Origin of the sequence: Pseudoalteromonas sp. KG3 (assembly GCF_030436385.1) — a bacterium.
In the GTDB taxonomy this organism is placed as follows: Bacteria; Pseudomonadota; Gammaproteobacteria; order Enterobacterales; family Alteromonadaceae; genus Pseudoalteromonas; species Pseudoalteromonas prydzensis.
In genome coordinates this window covers 377,290-395,077 of sequence record NZ_CP098524.1, presented here as the reverse complement: position 1 = coordinate 395,077, position 17,788 = coordinate 377,290, and the positions used below count along the sequence as shown (strand labels likewise).

The 17,788-nt window shown below is 39.6% G+C and carries 16 protein-coding genes; 8 read left to right on the top strand and 8 right to left on the bottom strand.

From position 1 onward, the window contains the following. Positions 1-52: 52 nt before the first annotated feature. From NDQ71_RS20255 to NDQ71_RS20230, 6 genes are read right to left on the bottom strand one after another with little or no spacing between them, the layout of a single operon-like run. Positions 53-574, bottom strand: coding sequence for a hypothetical protein (locus tag NDQ71_RS20255; RefSeq protein WP_192541477.1), 522 nt, complete (start codon positions 572-574; stop codon positions 53-55). Positions 575-577: 3 nt separating this feature from the next. Next, positions 578-1,663, bottom strand: a complete 1,086-nt coding sequence (locus tag NDQ71_RS20250; protein WP_301563029.1) for a beta-ketoacyl synthase N-terminal-like domain-containing protein — start codon at positions 1,661-1,663, stop codon at positions 578-580. Then, the gene (locus NDQ71_RS20245) at positions 1,660-1,935 is read right to left on the bottom strand and encodes an acyl carrier protein (RefSeq protein WP_192541479.1); all 276 of its coding nucleotides are present in this window, start codon (positions 1,933-1,935) and stop codon (positions 1,660-1,662) included. Before NDQ71_RS20245 ends, NDQ71_RS20250 begins: the two co-directional genes overlap by 4 nt. After that, positions 1,926-3,089, bottom strand: a complete 1,164-nt coding sequence (locus tag NDQ71_RS20240) for an ABC transporter permease (RefSeq protein WP_301563028.1) — start codon at positions 3,087-3,089, stop codon at positions 1,926-1,928. The genes NDQ71_RS20245 and NDQ71_RS20240 overlap by 10 nt, the downstream gene beginning before the upstream one ends. Then, positions 3,083-4,006, bottom strand: a complete 924-nt coding sequence (locus NDQ71_RS20235) for an ABC transporter ATP-binding protein (protein WP_192541481.1) — start codon at positions 4,004-4,006, stop codon at positions 3,083-3,085. Before NDQ71_RS20235 ends, NDQ71_RS20240 begins: the two co-directional genes overlap by 7 nt. 46 nt (positions 4,007-4,052) lie before the next feature. Then, positions 4,053-6,011: an FAD-dependent oxidoreductase gene (locus NDQ71_RS20230; RefSeq protein ID WP_301563027.1), complete on the bottom strand. Its 1,959-nt coding sequence runs from the start codon at positions 6,009-6,011 to the stop codon at positions 4,053-4,055. A gap of 277 nt (positions 6,012-6,288) precedes the next feature. Here NDQ71_RS20230 and NDQ71_RS20225 point away from each other — a divergent pair, with 277 nt between their 5' ends. Then, positions 6,289-7,107 (top strand): HEAT repeat domain-containing protein, encoded by an 819-nt coding sequence (locus tag NDQ71_RS20225; RefSeq protein WP_192541483.1) that lies wholly within the window; start codon positions 6,289-6,291, stop codon positions 7,105-7,107. Positions 7,108-7,146: 39 nt separating this feature from the next. Here the strand turns inward: NDQ71_RS20225 and NDQ71_RS20220 are convergent, their stop codons facing one another. Further along, positions 7,147-7,590, bottom strand: coding sequence for a DUF2141 domain-containing protein (locus tag NDQ71_RS20220; protein WP_192541484.1), 444 nt, complete (start codon positions 7,588-7,590; stop codon positions 7,147-7,149). 83 nt (positions 7,591-7,673) lie between these two features. Between NDQ71_RS20220 and NDQ71_RS20215 the strand changes: the two genes are divergently transcribed. From NDQ71_RS20215 to NDQ71_RS20200, 4 genes are read left to right on the top strand one after another with little or no spacing between them, the layout of a single operon-like run. Next, a complete protein-coding gene (locus NDQ71_RS20215) occupies positions 7,674-8,594 on the top strand; it encodes a dialkylrecorsinol condensing enzyme (protein ID WP_301563026.1) in 921 nt (306 codons plus the stop codon). Between the two features lie 9 nt (positions 8,595-8,603). Beyond that, on the top strand, positions 8,604-9,758 hold the full coding sequence (locus tag NDQ71_RS20210; protein ID WP_192541486.1) for a beta-ketoacyl-ACP synthase III: 1,155 nt from the start codon (positions 8,604-8,606) through the stop codon (positions 9,756-9,758). Positions 9,759-9,770: 12 nt separating this feature from the next. After that, complete coding sequence (locus tag NDQ71_RS20205; RefSeq protein ID WP_192541487.1) at positions 9,771-10,172, top strand: hypothetical protein; 402 nt, start codon at positions 9,771-9,773, stop codon at positions 10,170-10,172. Positions 10,173-10,182: 10 nt separating this feature from the next. Beyond that, positions 10,183-11,187, top strand: coding sequence for a BtrH N-terminal domain-containing protein (locus NDQ71_RS20200; protein ID WP_301563025.1), 1,005 nt, complete (start codon positions 10,183-10,185; stop codon positions 11,185-11,187). A gap of 83 nt (positions 11,188-11,270) precedes the next feature. On the opposite strand, the gene dapA is transcribed toward NDQ71_RS20200, so the two are convergent. Continuing rightward, on the bottom strand, positions 11,271-12,185 hold the full coding sequence (dapA, locus tag NDQ71_RS20195) for a 4-hydroxy-tetrahydrodipicolinate synthase (RefSeq protein ID WP_301563024.1): 915 nt from the start codon (positions 12,183-12,185) through the stop codon (positions 11,271-11,273). 170 nt (positions 12,186-12,355) lie between these two features. Here dapA and NDQ71_RS20190 point away from each other — a divergent pair, with 170 nt between their 5' ends. The 3 genes from NDQ71_RS20190 to NDQ71_RS20180 all read left to right on the top strand — a co-directional run bounded on the left by NDQ71_RS20190 (position 12,356) and on the right by NDQ71_RS20180 (position 17,783). Beyond that, positions 12,356-13,009 carry a DUF6058 family natural product biosynthesis protein gene (locus NDQ71_RS20190; protein ID WP_064665051.1) on the top strand — a complete coding sequence of 218 codons (654 nt, stop codon included), beginning with the start codon at positions 12,356-12,358 and terminating at the stop codon, positions 13,007-13,009. 511 nt (positions 13,010-13,520) lie between these two features. Then, positions 13,521-15,680 (top strand): TonB-dependent siderophore receptor, encoded by a 2,160-nt coding sequence (locus NDQ71_RS20185; protein ID WP_225736565.1) that lies wholly within the window; start codon positions 13,521-13,523, stop codon positions 15,678-15,680. Between the two features lie 735 nt (positions 15,681-16,415). Next, positions 16,416-17,783 (top strand): serine hydrolase, encoded by a 1,368-nt coding sequence (locus NDQ71_RS20180; RefSeq protein WP_192541490.1) that lies wholly within the window; start codon positions 16,416-16,418, stop codon positions 17,781-17,783. The last annotated feature ends 5 nt before the right edge of the window (positions 17,784-17,788 follow it).

The following is a 17,788-nucleotide window of genomic DNA, read 5'->3' as shown; positions in this document are numbered from 1 at the left end:
TAAAAAGAGGCTAAATTCTACAGACGTGCTTGTGCTGATTCAAGGAAAACCCTCACTTGTGTACACGTTCGCTGAAAAAACCATCGTTTTCTATTATTTTTACCCAACATTGTCGTTCTTTTTCATCTTCTTGCCATACAACAATGATAGCGGTATCGATAACCCCTAATTGCATATCAGCTTCTGCAAGAAGTTGACTCTTAACAAAGCCTTGATTATCACTACCTAGAAATATATTGGGTCCCGTTACTGCAAAGGCACTCGCAAGGTAATAATTTGCAGCATTGCCAACGCTTGCAACAAAACTAAGTGGCTTGATTGCGTGCTGATTATTTAAATCAAGCAGCATTGATTGCATTAAATCACTCGAAAAATAATCAGCACAACTGTAAAGGCCGCTTCGTGTATTAAGGGTAACTTCCCCTGTAGCTCTATAAACAGCTAATAAGGCAATTAAAGTAAAGGCATCCATACGCCGTACTGCTAAACCAGTTTCTTGTTTTATTTGCTGGCGTAGAGTTTTTATGTCGGTTGATTTATCTAAGCTGACAACCGTACTTGCGAGTTCTTTCATTAATTAAGCCTTATACCTTTGCATGACTAAAGCCGCGTTATTGCCACCAAAACCAAAGTAGTTAAGCAGTACAGTATTGATAGGTGAAAAATCATTATTTTGATAAAACGGCCACATTAAATCATTTCCCTGCTTGGCATAGTCCGCAAGTGTATAATTTTTTTGCTGCTGGCAATGAGCGTATAAGGCGATTTCAATTACACCGCATGCACCAAGGGTATGCCCTGTAAAAGGTTTAAATGCGATGATTGGAGGTTTATTTTCAGTGAAAATTTTTGTCAGCGCATTACATTCTGCTTCATCGTTACCAAGAGTTGCAGTACCGTGCACTTTTATTGCATCAATATCCGTGGCAATTAAATCAGTTTGCTCTAATGCATCGGTAATTACTTGAGCGATATGGCTGCCATCTTCTTGTGTCATCGTTAAACTATAAGTATCGCATGCGGATGCACCGCCTAACAGTTTGAACTGACATTGCTTACTGGCAGATGCTGATAAATACAACGCAGCTAGCCCCTCTCCAAGTACAAGACCCGAGCGTCCTGTTGCAAATGTGGCTAAACCAGTTTGGCTAATTAAATCCAAAGACGTGAAGCCTTCGACAGTCAGCGGGTTATAAAATTCACAGCCAATTACCAAAGCATTATCGATTTTATTTTGTGCGATTAAACGTGTTGCATATAAGCACGCATTCGCACTCGCGGTGCACGCGGTGCTAAACGTAAACTCTAGTTCGTGTAAGCCATAACGGGCAACTAAAGCTGTATTAATTTTATTAGTTGTTGAAAGCCATAGTTCATCATTGGCGCCTACATTAACAGCGCTAATATCCAAAGACGTGGAGCCCAAAAAGAGTGATGTGTTAGCAAGCTCATCGCTACTTAGTGCAAGCCTTGTAAATAACGGTAATAAAAGTTGATCAAAGTGAGCTAAAATAGTATCAAAATCACGACTTGTTACTTCATCTGTGAATGATTTGAATGCAACGGTTTCTTTCTCATTGGTCACCACGTAATTATTTGCTTCAGCGCCTATTGCTGCACACATAACTTCGCTGGCATTTAGATAGACACTGCGTAACGTCATTTTGTCGCACGCACGCTAACAATAAAATCAGCAATGGTATCAATAGACTGTAGATGTTTACGGGTTTCTTTAGAGCCTTCTACTTTGATCCCAAAATGCTGTTTCAGAACTAAAGATAACTGCAATGCGTCTAAAGAATCTAAGTTTATTCTTGATTTACTGCCAAATAAAGGCTCTGAATCGATAATATCTTCAGGGGCAAAATCGTCTTCTTTATCGCATTCAGTAATGATCAGCTGCTTTAATTGTAATTTTAGTTCGGCTAATTCCATGTCAAATTCCTCATTTTTTTATTAAATATCCATAGTGCGGTCATAAAGCATAATAATGAAAAACTCCAAAGTAATACGCTGTATTGCCAAAAACTAGGCTCTATAGCCCCGCCCATTAATTGCCTAAGTAATTGCGCAGACCAATACATAGGAGATGCGTTTGCAAATGCAGCTAAATCAGCCGGCATTATTTCGAGCGGCACCATAAAGCCACTCAAAGCCGCCAAAATAATATTAACTCCTCCACCCACGACGATAGCTTGTTCATAACTTGAGACTACACTTGCTAATAACAAAGCAAATGAAATAGCAGCAACGCTTAGTGTTACGAAAGCCAGTAAACTAACTAGAACACTGTTTAATACCAATAATGGCAGGCCTAAGCAATACGGGATCACCACACAGCCAATTAAAGCTAGTAATAAGGTTTGCACTAAACTTACTAACGTATACGCACACGCTTTATTATAAAAGTACCGCGCCATACTGATTGGGTATGTTTTTAAACGTACCAAAGTGCCATTATTGCGTTCATTTATAAAGGTCAGCGAAATAGGTAGTACGATAAAATAGACACCAAACACCCACCATGCTGGAATACTATTTAATGCGGGGTTATGTAATGCTTGCTCTGGGGTTTCAGCTATTAAATAGTTTACATCTGATGCAGCTATTACCATTTCTATTTGCTTATCAATGGTTTCGTCGGCATCTAAATCACCAGTGTCTAACATATATAGGTACAGTTTTAGTTGCGCTAAGCTGGCTTTCACTTTTTCACGCATCAGCAAACGTGTTTGTGGTGCAAGATGGTCACTAATACTCAGCTGTAATTGGCTACTACCTTGGCGCATTAAAATTTGCTGATCAAATTTAGGGGCGATACTCAATTGACTTACAAGTTTAGCTGCTTGCAAATCATGATCAGTATTAAAACCTTGCGCTTGCAGTAATTTAATCATCACCAAATTGTGCTGACTATTACTTTTACCTTCAACGCTAAGCAATAAATTCTGTTGTATGTTTTGCTGCGACTGACTGCTTGCCATGGTCATGATAACCATGAACATCACTGGCATCAGCAACAACACAGCTAAGCTATGTAGGTCATTAACAATTAACCGTGCTTCTTTTTTTAGTGTGTGGATTAACATACCGGCTCCGTAAATAAAGCCCGATAAAGCTGCTCGACTTGGTTATCAGAAAAATTAAGCGACTTTATTTCATGGCTCAATTGGCCAAGCGCAGTAAACACACGACTAAGATCACTCGTATCATTAATCAACAATTGATAATGATTATTGCCAAGTGCTGTTAATTGCTCTGCAAGTAACGCTATATGTTGCTCAGATAAACGGCTTACTGTGGTAAAGTTAAGTGTTAATGGAGCACTGTTAATTGCTTGGCTAGCAACAATTTTACCATTACGTAAAAATAAAACATCGTCACATAATTGAGCTACTTCATACAATAAGTGCGATGTATAGACTAACGTTTTACCTTGGCTTTTTAAGTCAAGTAATAAGGCAATGATGGCATCTCGCGACAATGGATCAATGCCTACCGTGGGTTCATCTAAAAAAATGATATCAGGTTGTTTACTCAGCGCTATCGCAATATTCAAACGACGTTTATAGCCACCGGATAAAGTACTTGCTCGTTTAGTAGCAACATTCTCTAGCCCACAGTCAGCGATTGCAGACTCAATGTATTGGCGATGAAGGCGGCGATTTTTTTCACTTATCGAGACAAAAAAAGCGAGGTTATCGTACACACTTAACTCATCATAAAAAGCAAAGTCTTGTGGCACTAATGCTACTTTTTTTGCTATCGCCTGCTTGAGTGATAACTGCGCGTAAGCAGGGTATTCTATATGCCCTGCTTGAGGTTCTAACAACCCAGTCATTAACGAGATAAGAGTTGATTTCCCTGCGCCATTTGGTCCTAAAATAGCAGTACAGGTGCCTTGTTTTAATTGCAGCGAAACGCCATCAACAGTTAAGCGAGTTGAAGCACTGTAGCCAAAACTAAGTTGCTGTAATTCCAACATTGTGGGAGTTAATGCTGCCATTGAGTATCCTGTACCATGTAATACTTTCCGTGTCTTTTTATTTTAATTATAATCGTTGCGCAAGGTTAAATGCTTCGCCAATAGCACGTTGTAAATCTAACTTTTCAGCGGTTAATGCGCCACCAATATAACTTACTGGTATGGTTAATTCATCCAGTAGTTTATGGTAAGGCGGCAATACAGACTCCTGACCACTACAAATTATAATGTGGTCAACCGCTAACAGCCGCTCTCGGTTGCGTACACTAATGTGTAACCCTTGCTCGTCAATTTTTTCGTAGCTTAGCGCAGCCAACATTTTTACACCTTGATGTTTCAAATGCTCACGATGGATCCATCCTGTTGTTTTACCAAGATCGGCCCCATGTTTACGCAACTTACGCTGAAGTAGATACACTTGAGGGAGCTCATCTACGGCACTTTTCTTCATCTGCTTACTGATCACACCACCAGGTGAGGTAACCGTTAAATCAATACCCCACTGCTTGGAAAAAACGAGATCAGCTGGTTGAGTGTTTTTTTGTAATTTTGCACCTGTTATATAGCTTGCAACATCAAAACCAATGCCACCAGCACCAATAATAGCAACGCGACCATCGATAGACGCTGTACCGTCTAATACAGCTTGATAGCCAACAACACAAGGATGATTTACCCCTACAATACTGGGCGTATACCCTTTCACACCCGTAGCAATCACACAGTGATCATACTGTGATAGAGTGGCAACATCTGTTTGAACATTCATTTTAACCTCTATGTTGAGGCTCATTAAACGGCTTTTAAAATACCGTAATGTTTCTTTAAATTCTTCTTTGCCGGGCACATTGGCAGCTAATATAAGCTGCCCCCCCAGTTCACTACTACTTTCAAACAAACTTACTTGATGGCCTCGCTCTGCCGCATAAATAGCACACGCCATGCCTGCAGCTCCACCTCCCACAATGGCTATCTGCTTACTTAGAACTGCCTTTATTATAGGCATTAACGTTTCATTGCAGGCGCGAGGATTAACGATACAAGAGGCGGGCAAATTGACAAAAATATTGTCTAAACAGGCTTGATTGCAGGCAATACAAGTATTTATTTGTTCACTATTATTAACTTTTGCTTTGGCTACAAATTGGCTATCAGCTAAAAACGGCCGCGCCATTGAGATAAAATCAGCATGTTCATCTTGTAGCAGTTGCTCAGCAACTTCAGGCGTATTTATACGATTACTCGTTATAACGGGTACTGATACTGCCGCTTTTAAGCGTTGGCTTAGTGATGAAAATAAGGCTCTTGGAACACTGGTTACAATTGTAGGAATACGTGACTCATGCCAGCCTATTCCTGAATTGAGCATATCCACGCCTGCACCTTCAAGCGCATGAGCAAGCTCTAGCACTTCATCAAAAGTACTGCCATCAGTAACTAAATCAACAAGGGATAATCTAAATATTAAAATAAACTCGGCACCTAGCGCCTCGCGTACTCGTTTTACTATTTCAATAGCAAAACGTATACGATTTTGGTAACTGCCGCCCCATTCATCTGTACGCTTGTTGGTTGCTTTAACAATAAACTGGTTAATTAAATAACCTTCAGAGCCCATGATCTCAACACCATCATAACCTGCTTGTTTGGCGAGTTTTGCACAATTAACAAAATCAGTAATTTGCTTTTCAATTTCAGTGGTTGTTAACTCTTTTGGTGTATAGGGGCTAATAGGTGCTTGAATTGCTGAAGGGGCAACCTGTTGTGGCTGATAACCATAACGGCCTGCGTGCAATATTTGCATACAAATTTTTGTACCGTGCTGTTTTACCGCTTCGGTAATGAGCTGATGCTGCGCAACACCACTTTGAGAGTCAAGTACGCTTCTATTTGGCGCAAGTATACCTTCTGGGTTAGGGGAGATCCCGCCGGTAATGATTAAACCAACCTGCCCTTTTGCACGTTCACCATAAAACGCCGCTAAGCGTTCAAACCCCTGCGGGAGCTCTTCTAAATTTGTATGCATAGAGCCCATAACCACACGATTTTTTAATGTAGTTGAGCCTAGCTGAAAAGGTGTAAATAAACGGCGGTATAACATACAAACAACACAACAATGGGAAAACCGCGCCAGAATAACAAGCTTTAATTATGACTGCAAAAATTACCGCGGATTTTTACATATCAGCGTGATTAATATGCAAAAGTTATTAATTATGCCTTGTTGAATAGCAATGCCAAGATTATGATGGAGGTAATAGACTCTGTTTTTATTCACATTATATTTTATACAAGGAACCGTTATGTTTTCATTAAAGCCACTATTGATTGGCCTAAGTTTAGTTACTTTATCAAGTTCTGCTTTCGCTTTAACAACGAGCGAGCAACGTGATTATGACCGATTAGCGTCGGGTGATTTGACCGAAATTAAACAAGCCGCACAATCAATTGTGGCAAATAATAATGCTAACCCTGAAGTACTCGATGTGCTTGCTGAGTTCGTTGCACAAAACTACCTTAATGCGCCAGAATATCAATTAGACACCATTGCCTGGGCATGCCGTGCTCTTGGCGAAACAGGCAATCCACGTTACCGTGATTTGCTGTCAGCGATAGTTGAAAGTGATGCCCATAAAAAAGTACGTAAATACGCTAAAAAGTCTTTAAGAATCCTCCCCTCGACGCAAGTAACTCAATACGTAGCCGGAACTATTGATTTAGCAAGTATTCGAACAACCCCAAAAACAGTTGGTTCTTCGCTGACAGGCGAAGATAAAACATTATTTGATATTGCCAGTGGCAACTTAATAGAAATTAAAATGCTTGCTCAAAAATATACCGCAACAGGCATTCCTTCGCAAAAAGTAGGCGATACGTTGGCTGAGTATTTCGCACAATATTACAAAACAGGCCAACAGCACCAATACGATACACTCGCGTGGATTTGTAAAGGTTTAGCGACAGATAAAAATGGACGTTATAAAACCTTAATTGAAGATGCCGAAGAAAACAGCCCTATCCGTGCTGTACGAAAACATTGCCCTGATGATATTGACGGCAAGGGTCCATACTATCAAGCAGGAACGATTGATTTAACTAGCATTGCAAGCAAGCTACAATAAACCGTATCACTTAAATTTAAAAACGCCGCAAGTATTAAATTAGCGGCGTTTTTTGTTATTAACTTTAATGTTTAAGTGCAGATCTGTGGTTAACGAAAATGCGCTATCGCTTGGTGAAGGTTGGCCAAACATTAAATTAGGATTATTTGAAAACCCGACAGGCTCTTTAGGTATAGAGCTTGCTGCTAAATCTAATTTTTCATTACTATTTAAGTCTTGGAAAAAACGCACACAGTAAGTGCCTGAATTTAGCTCAACTATCTGTTCATGTAACTGGTCAGTGATAGCAAGTTCATCGGTTACGACACTGGGTAATTCATCCCACTCTAAACTAGTATCACTGCAATCAAGTACTTGGTAATGTAAAGTACCAGTGACTTGTTTAAATTTAGCGAATGACATTACTAAAGATTGCTGACTGTTAGCGACCCCGGTGTGGCAATAAAACAAACAAACTGTCACTAAAATGATGCACTTTTTCATAATCTAAACCTTCCTTTCTATGGTTTGCATACCCAGATGTAGGTATAATAGCGGACTTTTAGGAAGTTAGAAAAGGTAAAAGGATGCGTAAAGTCCTCGTTATTCATTATTCTCAAACGGGCCAGCTCACTCAAATTGCAGACTCTATTGTAGCGCCTCTGCAAGCGGATGGTGAAATTACCGTTGATTATCTCAACTTAAAACCGAGTACCCCTTTCCCGTTTCCGTGGCCGTTTTTAACCTTTTTCCATATATTTCCTGAATGTGTGAAAATGACCCCACAACCAATGGATATAGTTGAACCTGCTCATGATGATTACGATTTAATCATTTTGACATATCAAGTGTGGTTTCTGTCGCCTTCACTGCCAATATCATCCTTCATGCAATCTGAACAAGCGGTTAAACTACTAAATGATAAACCCGTTATTACTGTTATTGGTTGTCGAGGTATGTGGCTCAGCGCACAAGAAAAAATGAAGCAATTACTTAAAGCTGTAAACGCAAAATTAATCGATAACGTAGTATTGAGTGACGAGTGCGGTTCGGGTTTTAGCTTTTTAGCCACTCCTCTTTGGATGTTCAGTGGTAAAAAGAAATCGGTATCATGGGTACCTGCAGCAGGTGTAGCTGAACATGAAATCAAAGCCGCTAGTCGCTTTGGTATTGCTATTAAAAATGCATTGAACGCATTATCCGCTGAACAAACATTGCAGCAACCTGTTCTTAAAGGGTTGGGGGCTGTAAAAGTAAATGAAAGATTTATCGCCAGTGAGCGCGTTGGACAGCATAGCTTTAAGATTTGGAGTAAAATCCTCAGTACACTAGGCCCAATGCACTCAACCCGCCGCAGTTGTGGGCTGTTGATCTATGTGCTATTTTTGCTGACTTTAATTATCACTGTAGTCCCTATCACAGCGTCAATAAAAAAATTAATTTCCCCCTTAACTAGAAAAAGAATTGCCGAGCAAAAAGCCTATTTTGCCGAGCCATCAGGAGAGTAGTTGTACGTTATGGAAAATGCTGTATACATAAACAACTTACATGCTGTGCTGCCTAATGAACCAGTAAGTAATAAAGAAATGGAAGTCGTATTAGGTGAGGTTGGCGGGCAACGTTCACGTGCCAAACCGGTTATTCTTCGTAGTAACCAAATAAAAAATCGATTTTACGCGATTGACCCTATCACGGGTGAATATAATTACACCAATGCATCATTAGCAGCGGCTGCTGTTCGTGGCTTATTTACAAATAACAGCACTAAGCTTGAACAATTAGATTGCTTAGTTGCTAGCACTTCAATGGCAGATCAAATAATGCCTAATCACGGTGTGATGGTGCATGGCGAACTTAAAAACCCAAGCCTTGAAGTCGTCTCTACTGCGGGTATTTGTTTATGCGGAATGACAGCGCTTAAATATGCCTATCTCAATGTAAAAGCGGGGGAAAGTGAGCACAGCGCAGTTGTTGCTAGTGAATTAGCCTCTAATGTTATGCATTCTCGCAATTTCAGCGCCGAAAGTGACTACAAAGTCGAGATGCTTAATCAAAAGCCTGAAATTGCCTTTGAGAAAGATTTTTTACGTTGGATGTTATCTGATGGTGCCGGGGCTGCGTTACTCAGTAATAAAGCAAACAAAGTTGGCCTATCATTAAAAATTGATTGGATTGATATTGTTTCTTACGCCGACCAACTCGAAGCCTGCATGTACGCTGGCGCTGAAAAAGTAGATGGTGAACTTAAAAGCTGGACACGTTACGACTCTCAAGAGCGAGAACAGCAATCGATTTTATCTGTTAAACAAGACGTTAAACTGCTTAATGAAAACATTGTAAAATACACGGTAGAAGATGCACTGAGCAAAATAGTAAAAAAACGTGGCATTAAAGCCACCGAGTACGATTTTTTCTTACCGCACTACTCTTCTGGCTATTTTCGTGAACGATTATTCGATGGGTTAAATAACATCGATTTTCAAATTCCTTATGAAAAGTGGTTCACTAATTTAACCGAGAAAGGCAATACGGGTTCGGCATCCATTTTTATAATGCTGGATGAGCTATTTAAGTCAGGGCAATTAACTAGCAACCAAAAATTACTATGTTATGTGCCAGAAAGTGGCCGTTTTTCAAGTGCCTTTATGCAATTAACCGTTGTTAGTAACTAGGTTGCAAACACCATGAAAAAAGATGAAGTACCTCAGGACAACAGCAAAAGCTACCAAGGCCAAAATAAATTGCTTTATGCCGTTGATGAAAGTGGTCATTATCAAGGCGTAAAATCTTCAGGTTGGGAAGTCGAAAGTTTTGCCACCCAACTTGCTGTTGATGATTTAAATGAGCAAACAGCACAAGCACTTGCGCAAGCTCGTCGTGGTGAAGTATCACCTTTAGCTTATCACATGCTCGCCAGACGTTTTGATATAGCGAGCCTTAGTGCTGCATCAGGTTTTTTTCAATGGCAAGTTAAACGTCATTTACGCCCCGCTATTTTTGCTCGTCTACCAGCAAAAAAAATTAATCGCTATTGCGACACGCTAAAAGTTAGCCGTGACGTATTGTTTTCATTGCCATCAGAATAATGAACCCTTCATGCCCGACATTATATTACCTATAAACCACCAGCAATCTTCGCACTGCGAAACAGGCGTCGTTGCAACCCTGTTACAAAGTAAAGGCATAGCAATGACTGAGCCTATGGCATTCGGTCTTGCCTCTGCGCTTACCTTTGCTTATTTACCCTTTGTAAAAATAAGCGGCATGCCATTAATTGCTTATCGCATGCCACCAAAAACCATCATCAAAAAGGTTTGTAATAAGCTTAATATTGCACTTGAAAGTCGTAAATTCTCTAACCCAGAGGCTGGTATGCAAGCCCTTGATGACGAGTTAGCTAAAGGTAATTTAGTGGGCCTACAGAGCTCTGTATATTGGTTACCTTACTTTCCTGAAGACATGCGTTTTCACTTTAATGCTCATAACCTTATTGTGTATGGCAAGACTGAGCAAGGTGAATATTTAATTAGCGATCCCGTATTTGAGCACCCTGTTACGTGTGCCTTTGATGACTTAAAGAATGCACGATTCGCGAAAGGTGCACTCGCAGCCAAAGGCTTAATGTATGTTATTCGTTCAGTACCATCACAAATCGATCTAACCCCTGTTATAAAGCCCGCTATTAAAAAAACAGCTAAAATGATGAATGGTCTAGTGTTGCCTTATTTCGGCTTAAAAGGCATTCGCCACATGGCAAAACAAATACGTCAGTTGGATAAAAAACCGACTAAACATGCACGACTTTACTTAGCGCATATTGTTCGCATGCAAGAAGAAATTGGCACAGGTGGTGCGGGCTTCAGATTTATGTATGCCAGCTTTTTAGAACAAGCAAGCGAGCAAACCAACACACCCGCCTTAAAAGAATGTGCCCAGTACACAACGCAAGTCGGTGATTCATGGCGTGAATTTGCCATGCTGGCAGTAAAATACTGTAAAAAACGCAGTGATATTAGCCTTGAGGATATAGCCATAAAGCTTGAGCAGGTAGCTGAGCAAGAGAAAAAATTAAGTCAAATGATGCAAAATGCGCTAGCTTAATACAACGTAACTTATTATGAACCTTGAATAAAAACAAAAAAGTCACCCAAAGGTGACTTTTTTATTTATAGCAACAAGGTGAATTAGCCTATTACTAATTCATCTTGTTGCAATGATTTTGCTGTGGAACCCACAAAGTCAGTAACCGACAATGCGTTAATTAGCTCAACCCCTTGGATTTGTTGCTCTGTATTAAGCGGTACATAGGGTAAGCGGAATACTGGCTTAACAGCGCCTGTCATCATCAAGGCAGTGTTGATTGCAATTGGGTTTGGCTCACAGAATAACCACTTCATTAATGGCTGTAATGACTCATTCAATTGTGCGTTAGGTTGATCCATTAGTTCGCGGAACAAACCCGGAATTAAATTAGACGTCACCGAGATCACACCATGTGCTTTATACGTATGACGGGCATCGTGTGCTTCGTCGTCATTACCAGACCAACAGGCAATCCCTTGTTGTTCGTAGTGATTAATACGCTCATTCCCACCGCACTCTTTTACGCCAATAAAGTTTTCATGTTGTGCCAACGGCTCAATAATATCAGGGGTTAAATCTTGACCTGTGCGCCCTGCTACGTTGTAAATAAATGCAGGACCAATTGCCAGTACGCGTTTGAAGTGCTCTTTCACACCCGCAATAGAAGTACGACCATAATAGGGATTAATTTGCAGTGCTGCATCCATACCGCTGGCAAAACCGTATTCAGTGGCCTTGATTGCTTCACGGGTGTTATTGCTACCCGTATTACCGACAATGATTAACTTATCTGAATACTTATTAACGCTGTGCGCAATCAGCATTAAATGCTCTTCCCAGTTCATTAACTGGCCTTCACCTGTGGTACCACCAACAACAATACCATCAACACCCGCGGCAATTTGTTGTTCAACTAAAAAATCATAGGTAGTTAAGTCAATTTCACCACTGGTTAAATATGGTGTTTTGATCGCGGTAATAAGGCTTGCTTGTTTAATTTGTTCTAGACTGCGCATAAAAAATTATTCTTAAAAAAACTTGCCGTAGTTGTAACATAAAAGTAGCCGTTTTCCGAGCCTTGCATGATTAATTAATTAAATTACTTGTGTTGTTAAGTGGCTTAGTCCAAAATAAATAACTGTATAAATAAACAGTATCTTTATTTTTTAACTTTGAGTGCACTTTTATGCGTTTATCACGATTTTTAGCAACCCACTTTTATCACAGCGAAGAGTTGTGTCAGGCTCTAGCAATTGATGAAGATACATTAATGCATTGGCAAGACAGTGGCTTATTCCCTAAACCCAGCTATTGCATTAAAAATCAATTAAGTTGCAGCTCATTTTCTGGCCTGTATGAATGTGAAGAATACGACGATTACTACCCTCGAGGCTGTGTAAACTGGGGGCAAGGGCTGGCCAAACAAAAAATCACCTCGTCGAGTCACGCCTTTGATTATTTTGCCCAACAATACATGACCGCACTGAGTAAACTTGCTCAGCAAGGTTTTGAGTTTAGTGATGAATTATTTGGCTGTGAAATAGAAGAACACCTGCAACAAGTGTGGCAACAATTTTTATGCAGCAAATACGGTTCATTAACGCAAAACGGCCTAATTGACGAAATAGTCGCTGTTGATATTGGCCGCCTAATCGTTGACGACATCACAGAGTTGCGCACTAAAGCGGGGCTCAATCAGCAAGAGCGCACTAAACTGCACCCCGCCATGAAGCTATTAAATCGCGCACTAAGCCACGGCGCAGAGCATGAAAAACAGCACACCCTGCGCAGCCGCTATATTGATGCACTGGTGCTTAAATATGATTTGTCGGTTAAGTGAAAATAACAGGTGCGAGAAGAAAGGTGCTAGGCATGGCACCTTCGGTCAACCTAACCGCAATAGGAAGGTTAATAACAGTGTAACCAAGAACTCTGAATATGTGTTTTGAAGAAGAGCAAATTAAAACACGCATATGAAACAAATCGTGCCTATTATTTTTTCTTATTAAATTACAACCATATAGAATCATCCCAATGATGCCATAGCAGAATGACGTTATTTTGTGATCTATCTACAACATTGTTTACATAATATCATTAACCGCAGCGTTGTAGACTCGCTTTTCTAAACCGGTTATTTAAATAATACCAGTCAAGTAGCCACTGCCACACACTAAGATCTATAAACATAAATCCCTATTAAAAGTGCTGAACCTTGCCTCAAGTTGAATTATTCCCTCCCTCGCTTGACTCAAAATACCAGACTCAAGTATAGTGCTGTAAATAAAAACAATTACCATTAGCAATTACTTAAAACGGAATTAAATAAATAGATGTATATGTCATTCAACATGAGCACCAAGCTTAAAAAAGACTTAGTGAAAACCCATTACAACCTTAGGCCATTATCATTAGCAATTACCATGGTGTTAACAGGCCAAACATTGACGACTCAAGTGTTTGCGAACGAAGATATCGAAGTGATAGAGGTAAAAGTAGCACAATTAAGCAGTCAAAACCCAACACGTATTCCTTTGACTGTTAAAGAATTACCACAATCTGTTAGTACTATCTCACGTGAAATGATGGACTTAAGCGGTATTACTGATATTAACGATGTTATGCTGAGTGTAACAGGAGTCAATGTTACCCTCTATGATAGCCAACGTCCGCTGTATTTTGCACGCGGTTTTCAAATTACTGATTTTCAAGTGGACGGAATACCCACTTTCAGTGGCTCAACCAATCAAGAGTACGATACATCTTTATATCAACAAGTCGAAGTTGTTCGCGGGGCTAATGGCCTGTTAAGTGGTGTTGGCTCCCCATCCGCTACCGTCAATATGATCCGTAAAAGACCCGAGCGAGAGTTTGATGCCTCATTATCAGCTAGTATTGGTTCATGGGATCGACGCCGTGGTGTGGCAGATGTTTCTGTACCACTTAGCAAAGATGGAAGTGTTCGAAGCCGGTTTGTTGTCGCTTACCAAGACTCAGATAATTATCTAGACCGTTACCAAGAAGATAAAACGGCTATGATGGGTATCATAGAAGCAGACATAACCCGTAATACCACAGTATCCGTTGGCTATCAAAACCAAGATAACAACCCAGTAGGAACCACATGGGGAACCATCCCTATCTTTGCAGCTGATGGCACAGAGGCAAAATTACCGGTAACAACCAGTTACGCTCCAAAATGGACTAAGTGGCAACGTGAGTCATCGACCTTATTTGCAGACCTTAAACATCATTTTAACGACTACTGGACACTGCGCGGCGCACTTAATCGCACTGAGGGTGACGTTGATAATTTACGCGTCTATGCTTCTGGTTTTCCTGATCGTGTTACTGGCGAAGGCGTCATACTCAGAGCTGCTGCAGGTTCAAGTGAAGACACTCGTGACAGCTTAGACCTTTACTTAACAGGTAGTTACGATATTTTTGGTCGTGAGCATGATGTAATGTTCGGCACTAACATCAGCCGTGTAGAATCAACAAGTCTGAGCTATACCTCACTATCTAATTGGTCTTACCCAGTAACGGATGCTTGGAATTACGATGGTGAAGCACCGATCCCGAGTTATTCTCCAACAGGTGCTTATCGAATCAGTCAAACAGATCAATTCGGTTTTTACGCGGCAACGCGTTTTCGGGTAACCGATAGCTTATCATTGATCGGAGGAGCCCGTATCAGTAATTGGGAAACTGGCACTGATAATTACGATACTAACGCTAGTTATACAGCTACAACCGGCGACTATAAAGTTACTAATGAAGTGACTCCTTACCTTGGTGTTGTTTATGAACTAACACCAGCAGTTAGCCTGTACACCAGCTATACAGATATTTTTACGCCGCAGAATTACAAAGACAAAAATAACAATTTACTATCACCAGTGCTTGGCAGCAATCTTGAAGCAGGCATCAAAAGTGATCTTTTTGACGGTCAACTATTGGCAACAGTCGCAGTATTTAATACTAAGCAAAATAATTATGCTGTCAGGGATTTAACCCAACCTGATTATTCTCTACCAGATGGAAGTTCAGCGTATAAAGGTATCGATGGAACTGAAAGTAAAGGGATAGAAATGAGCTTAAGCGGCCACCTTAGTGATGGCTGGGTGATAAATGCTGGCTACACTTACGTCGATACCACACGTAATGAAAACGATCGTATTTGGACCAATTTGCCTGAGCACTCAGTACAATTATCAACGCATTATCAGTTTACTGGTTCGCTAAATAATTTAAATATCGGTGGTGGCGTTAATTGGCAAAGTGAAACTATCGGTTATGGTGTTAGCCACCCTCAGGAAGCTGAAGGAGTTAATTACCAGCAAGATGCCTATATGCTAATTAACCTTTATGCCAGCTGGCGTTTTAATAAATCATGGAATTCTACACTCAGCATAACAAATGCAACTGACGAAACTTACTGGGCTAATATTGATTACGCGAATTATGGCGAACCTCAAAACATTAGTTTCACAGTTAAATGGCAATATTAAGTAGTCATGCTAAAAGGTAAAGTTTGCGGGCTAACTATCAATCAATTCCATAACTAGCCGACTCTTACTAATCATCACAATCGGTTCTTATCGTTATTAGAACCGATTTCTGTCTACCTTTTAACTAATTAGTATTCAATTGATAAACAACAGTAATAGGTTGCTTGAAGGTTAGGAGTAGTCGACCTGCAAGATTATAAATTTTCAACCAAGCCAAGTGTAACTGGAAACACGAGGCTCATTGACTCTACAAGAAGAAATCATGAAATCGCGCAATATCACGTCTTGCCTTTTGCCACTTTCTTTTTCAATGACCGAAAATGGCACTCTGCTGATAGTCGGCAGCGAGCGAAAACAGACATTGAGTGGCTAGTTAATTTACCTCGTACCACCTAAGTTATACGATAAAGGAAGTTTTTATATAAAAAACAACCTCCACTTCTAATAATACTTATAATTAGCAATAACTTACCCTTTTACTATTAATAGAAAATACTAAAATAAGAACACCACCACGTGAAGATAGAAAAAGTGACCTCTGATAAAGCTGTTACATTCTCTTGGCCATTTTGATCAAATGTACAGTCATTAAAATTCAAGTAAACCATTGAATAATATTATTTTTATTTATTAAATTGCAAACAGCTATTATACATGCAATAGTAATGATTACACCTGTAATCTATTCGTGTTTTTTATTTGCAGGTTTTTTAGATGATTAAGGGAACATAATTTATGAAAAAAAATATATTTTTTTGTCTTTGTGTAGGAATGTATGGAATAAAAGCTGTTGCACAACAACACAACTTTGCTGAATTAATGCAGTGCCATAACTCTTCAGAAGCCCCTGGCATGGTTGTTAGGTTAGAACAGTCAGGTAAACATATTTATAGTGGTGCAGTTGGTTTGGCAAATATTGGCACTGAGAAACCTCTCAATGTAGATGATATATTTCAAATAGGCTCTGTCACGAAAACATTTACTGCTGTAGCTATCTTGAAACTATCGGAAGAAAAAAAACTATCGTTACAAGATACATTAGCGAAATTTATTCCTGATATTAACCCTGAATATAAGTATTTAACGATCGATAGAATTTTAAGCCATACTTCTGGTCTACCAGATTACTTAGGAGACCCTTCAGTTAGTAAAGTTTATGATAAATATGCTTCTATTGATCAAGTTATACAAAGTATAAGTAAACAACCTCTTAACTCAGAGCCTGGTAAAGAATATAGTTATTCAAATTTGGGTTACGTCTTATTGGGAAAAGTCATTGAAATTGCTTCTGGTACTCCATATGACCAGTTCATGTTCAACACATTTTTTAACCCTCTGAAAATGGATAATACTTTTGTTATTACTAGAGGAACATCAGCCGGGAAAGTAAACGGCTACACGACTAGTCGTAATGAACCTAAAAAGTATCTTAATCCGCAAGAGTCAACTGAAAGGCGATGGAATGTTGATCGTAGTTGGATCTATTCTGCGGGCGCTATTGCTTCGACACTTAGTGATATGCACCTTTGGCAAAATGCATTAAAGTCAGGGCATGTAATTTCAAAAGAAAGCTATAAACTAATGACTTCCAATGCATTATTAGATAATAATGCGCATGTAAATTATGGATATGGCTTAGATATATACCAAATAAATGGATTAGATAGCTTTAGCCACCAAGGTCAGGTTCCCGGTTTTTTTGCTTGGCATATCTATTTCCCAAATGAAGATTTAACCGCTACAGCGTTAACCAACATTGACACAAAACACCCTGGTCCCGCTTTATTAGACATGATAGCACTACAATTAAATTTATCCCCTAGGCCAGTAAATAGTCAAAAAGCAAAGGTTATAGCAGCATCTTTAGTTGGAAGTTATCGATCTTCCGATTCAAAAATTTTAAAAATTTCATTTGAAAAAGGTACACTTTATTCGCAATATGAAGGTGAAGATAAACTAAAAATCATCCCTCGGGAAAACAACTCGTACTCTTATGAGTGTACTGAAAATTACTTTCAGCTTAGAGAAAACAATGGGAAACATGAAATCGTCCCAGTGTATTTATATCAAGGTGAACAAGAAGCACTTGTTAAATTGCAATGATGAAA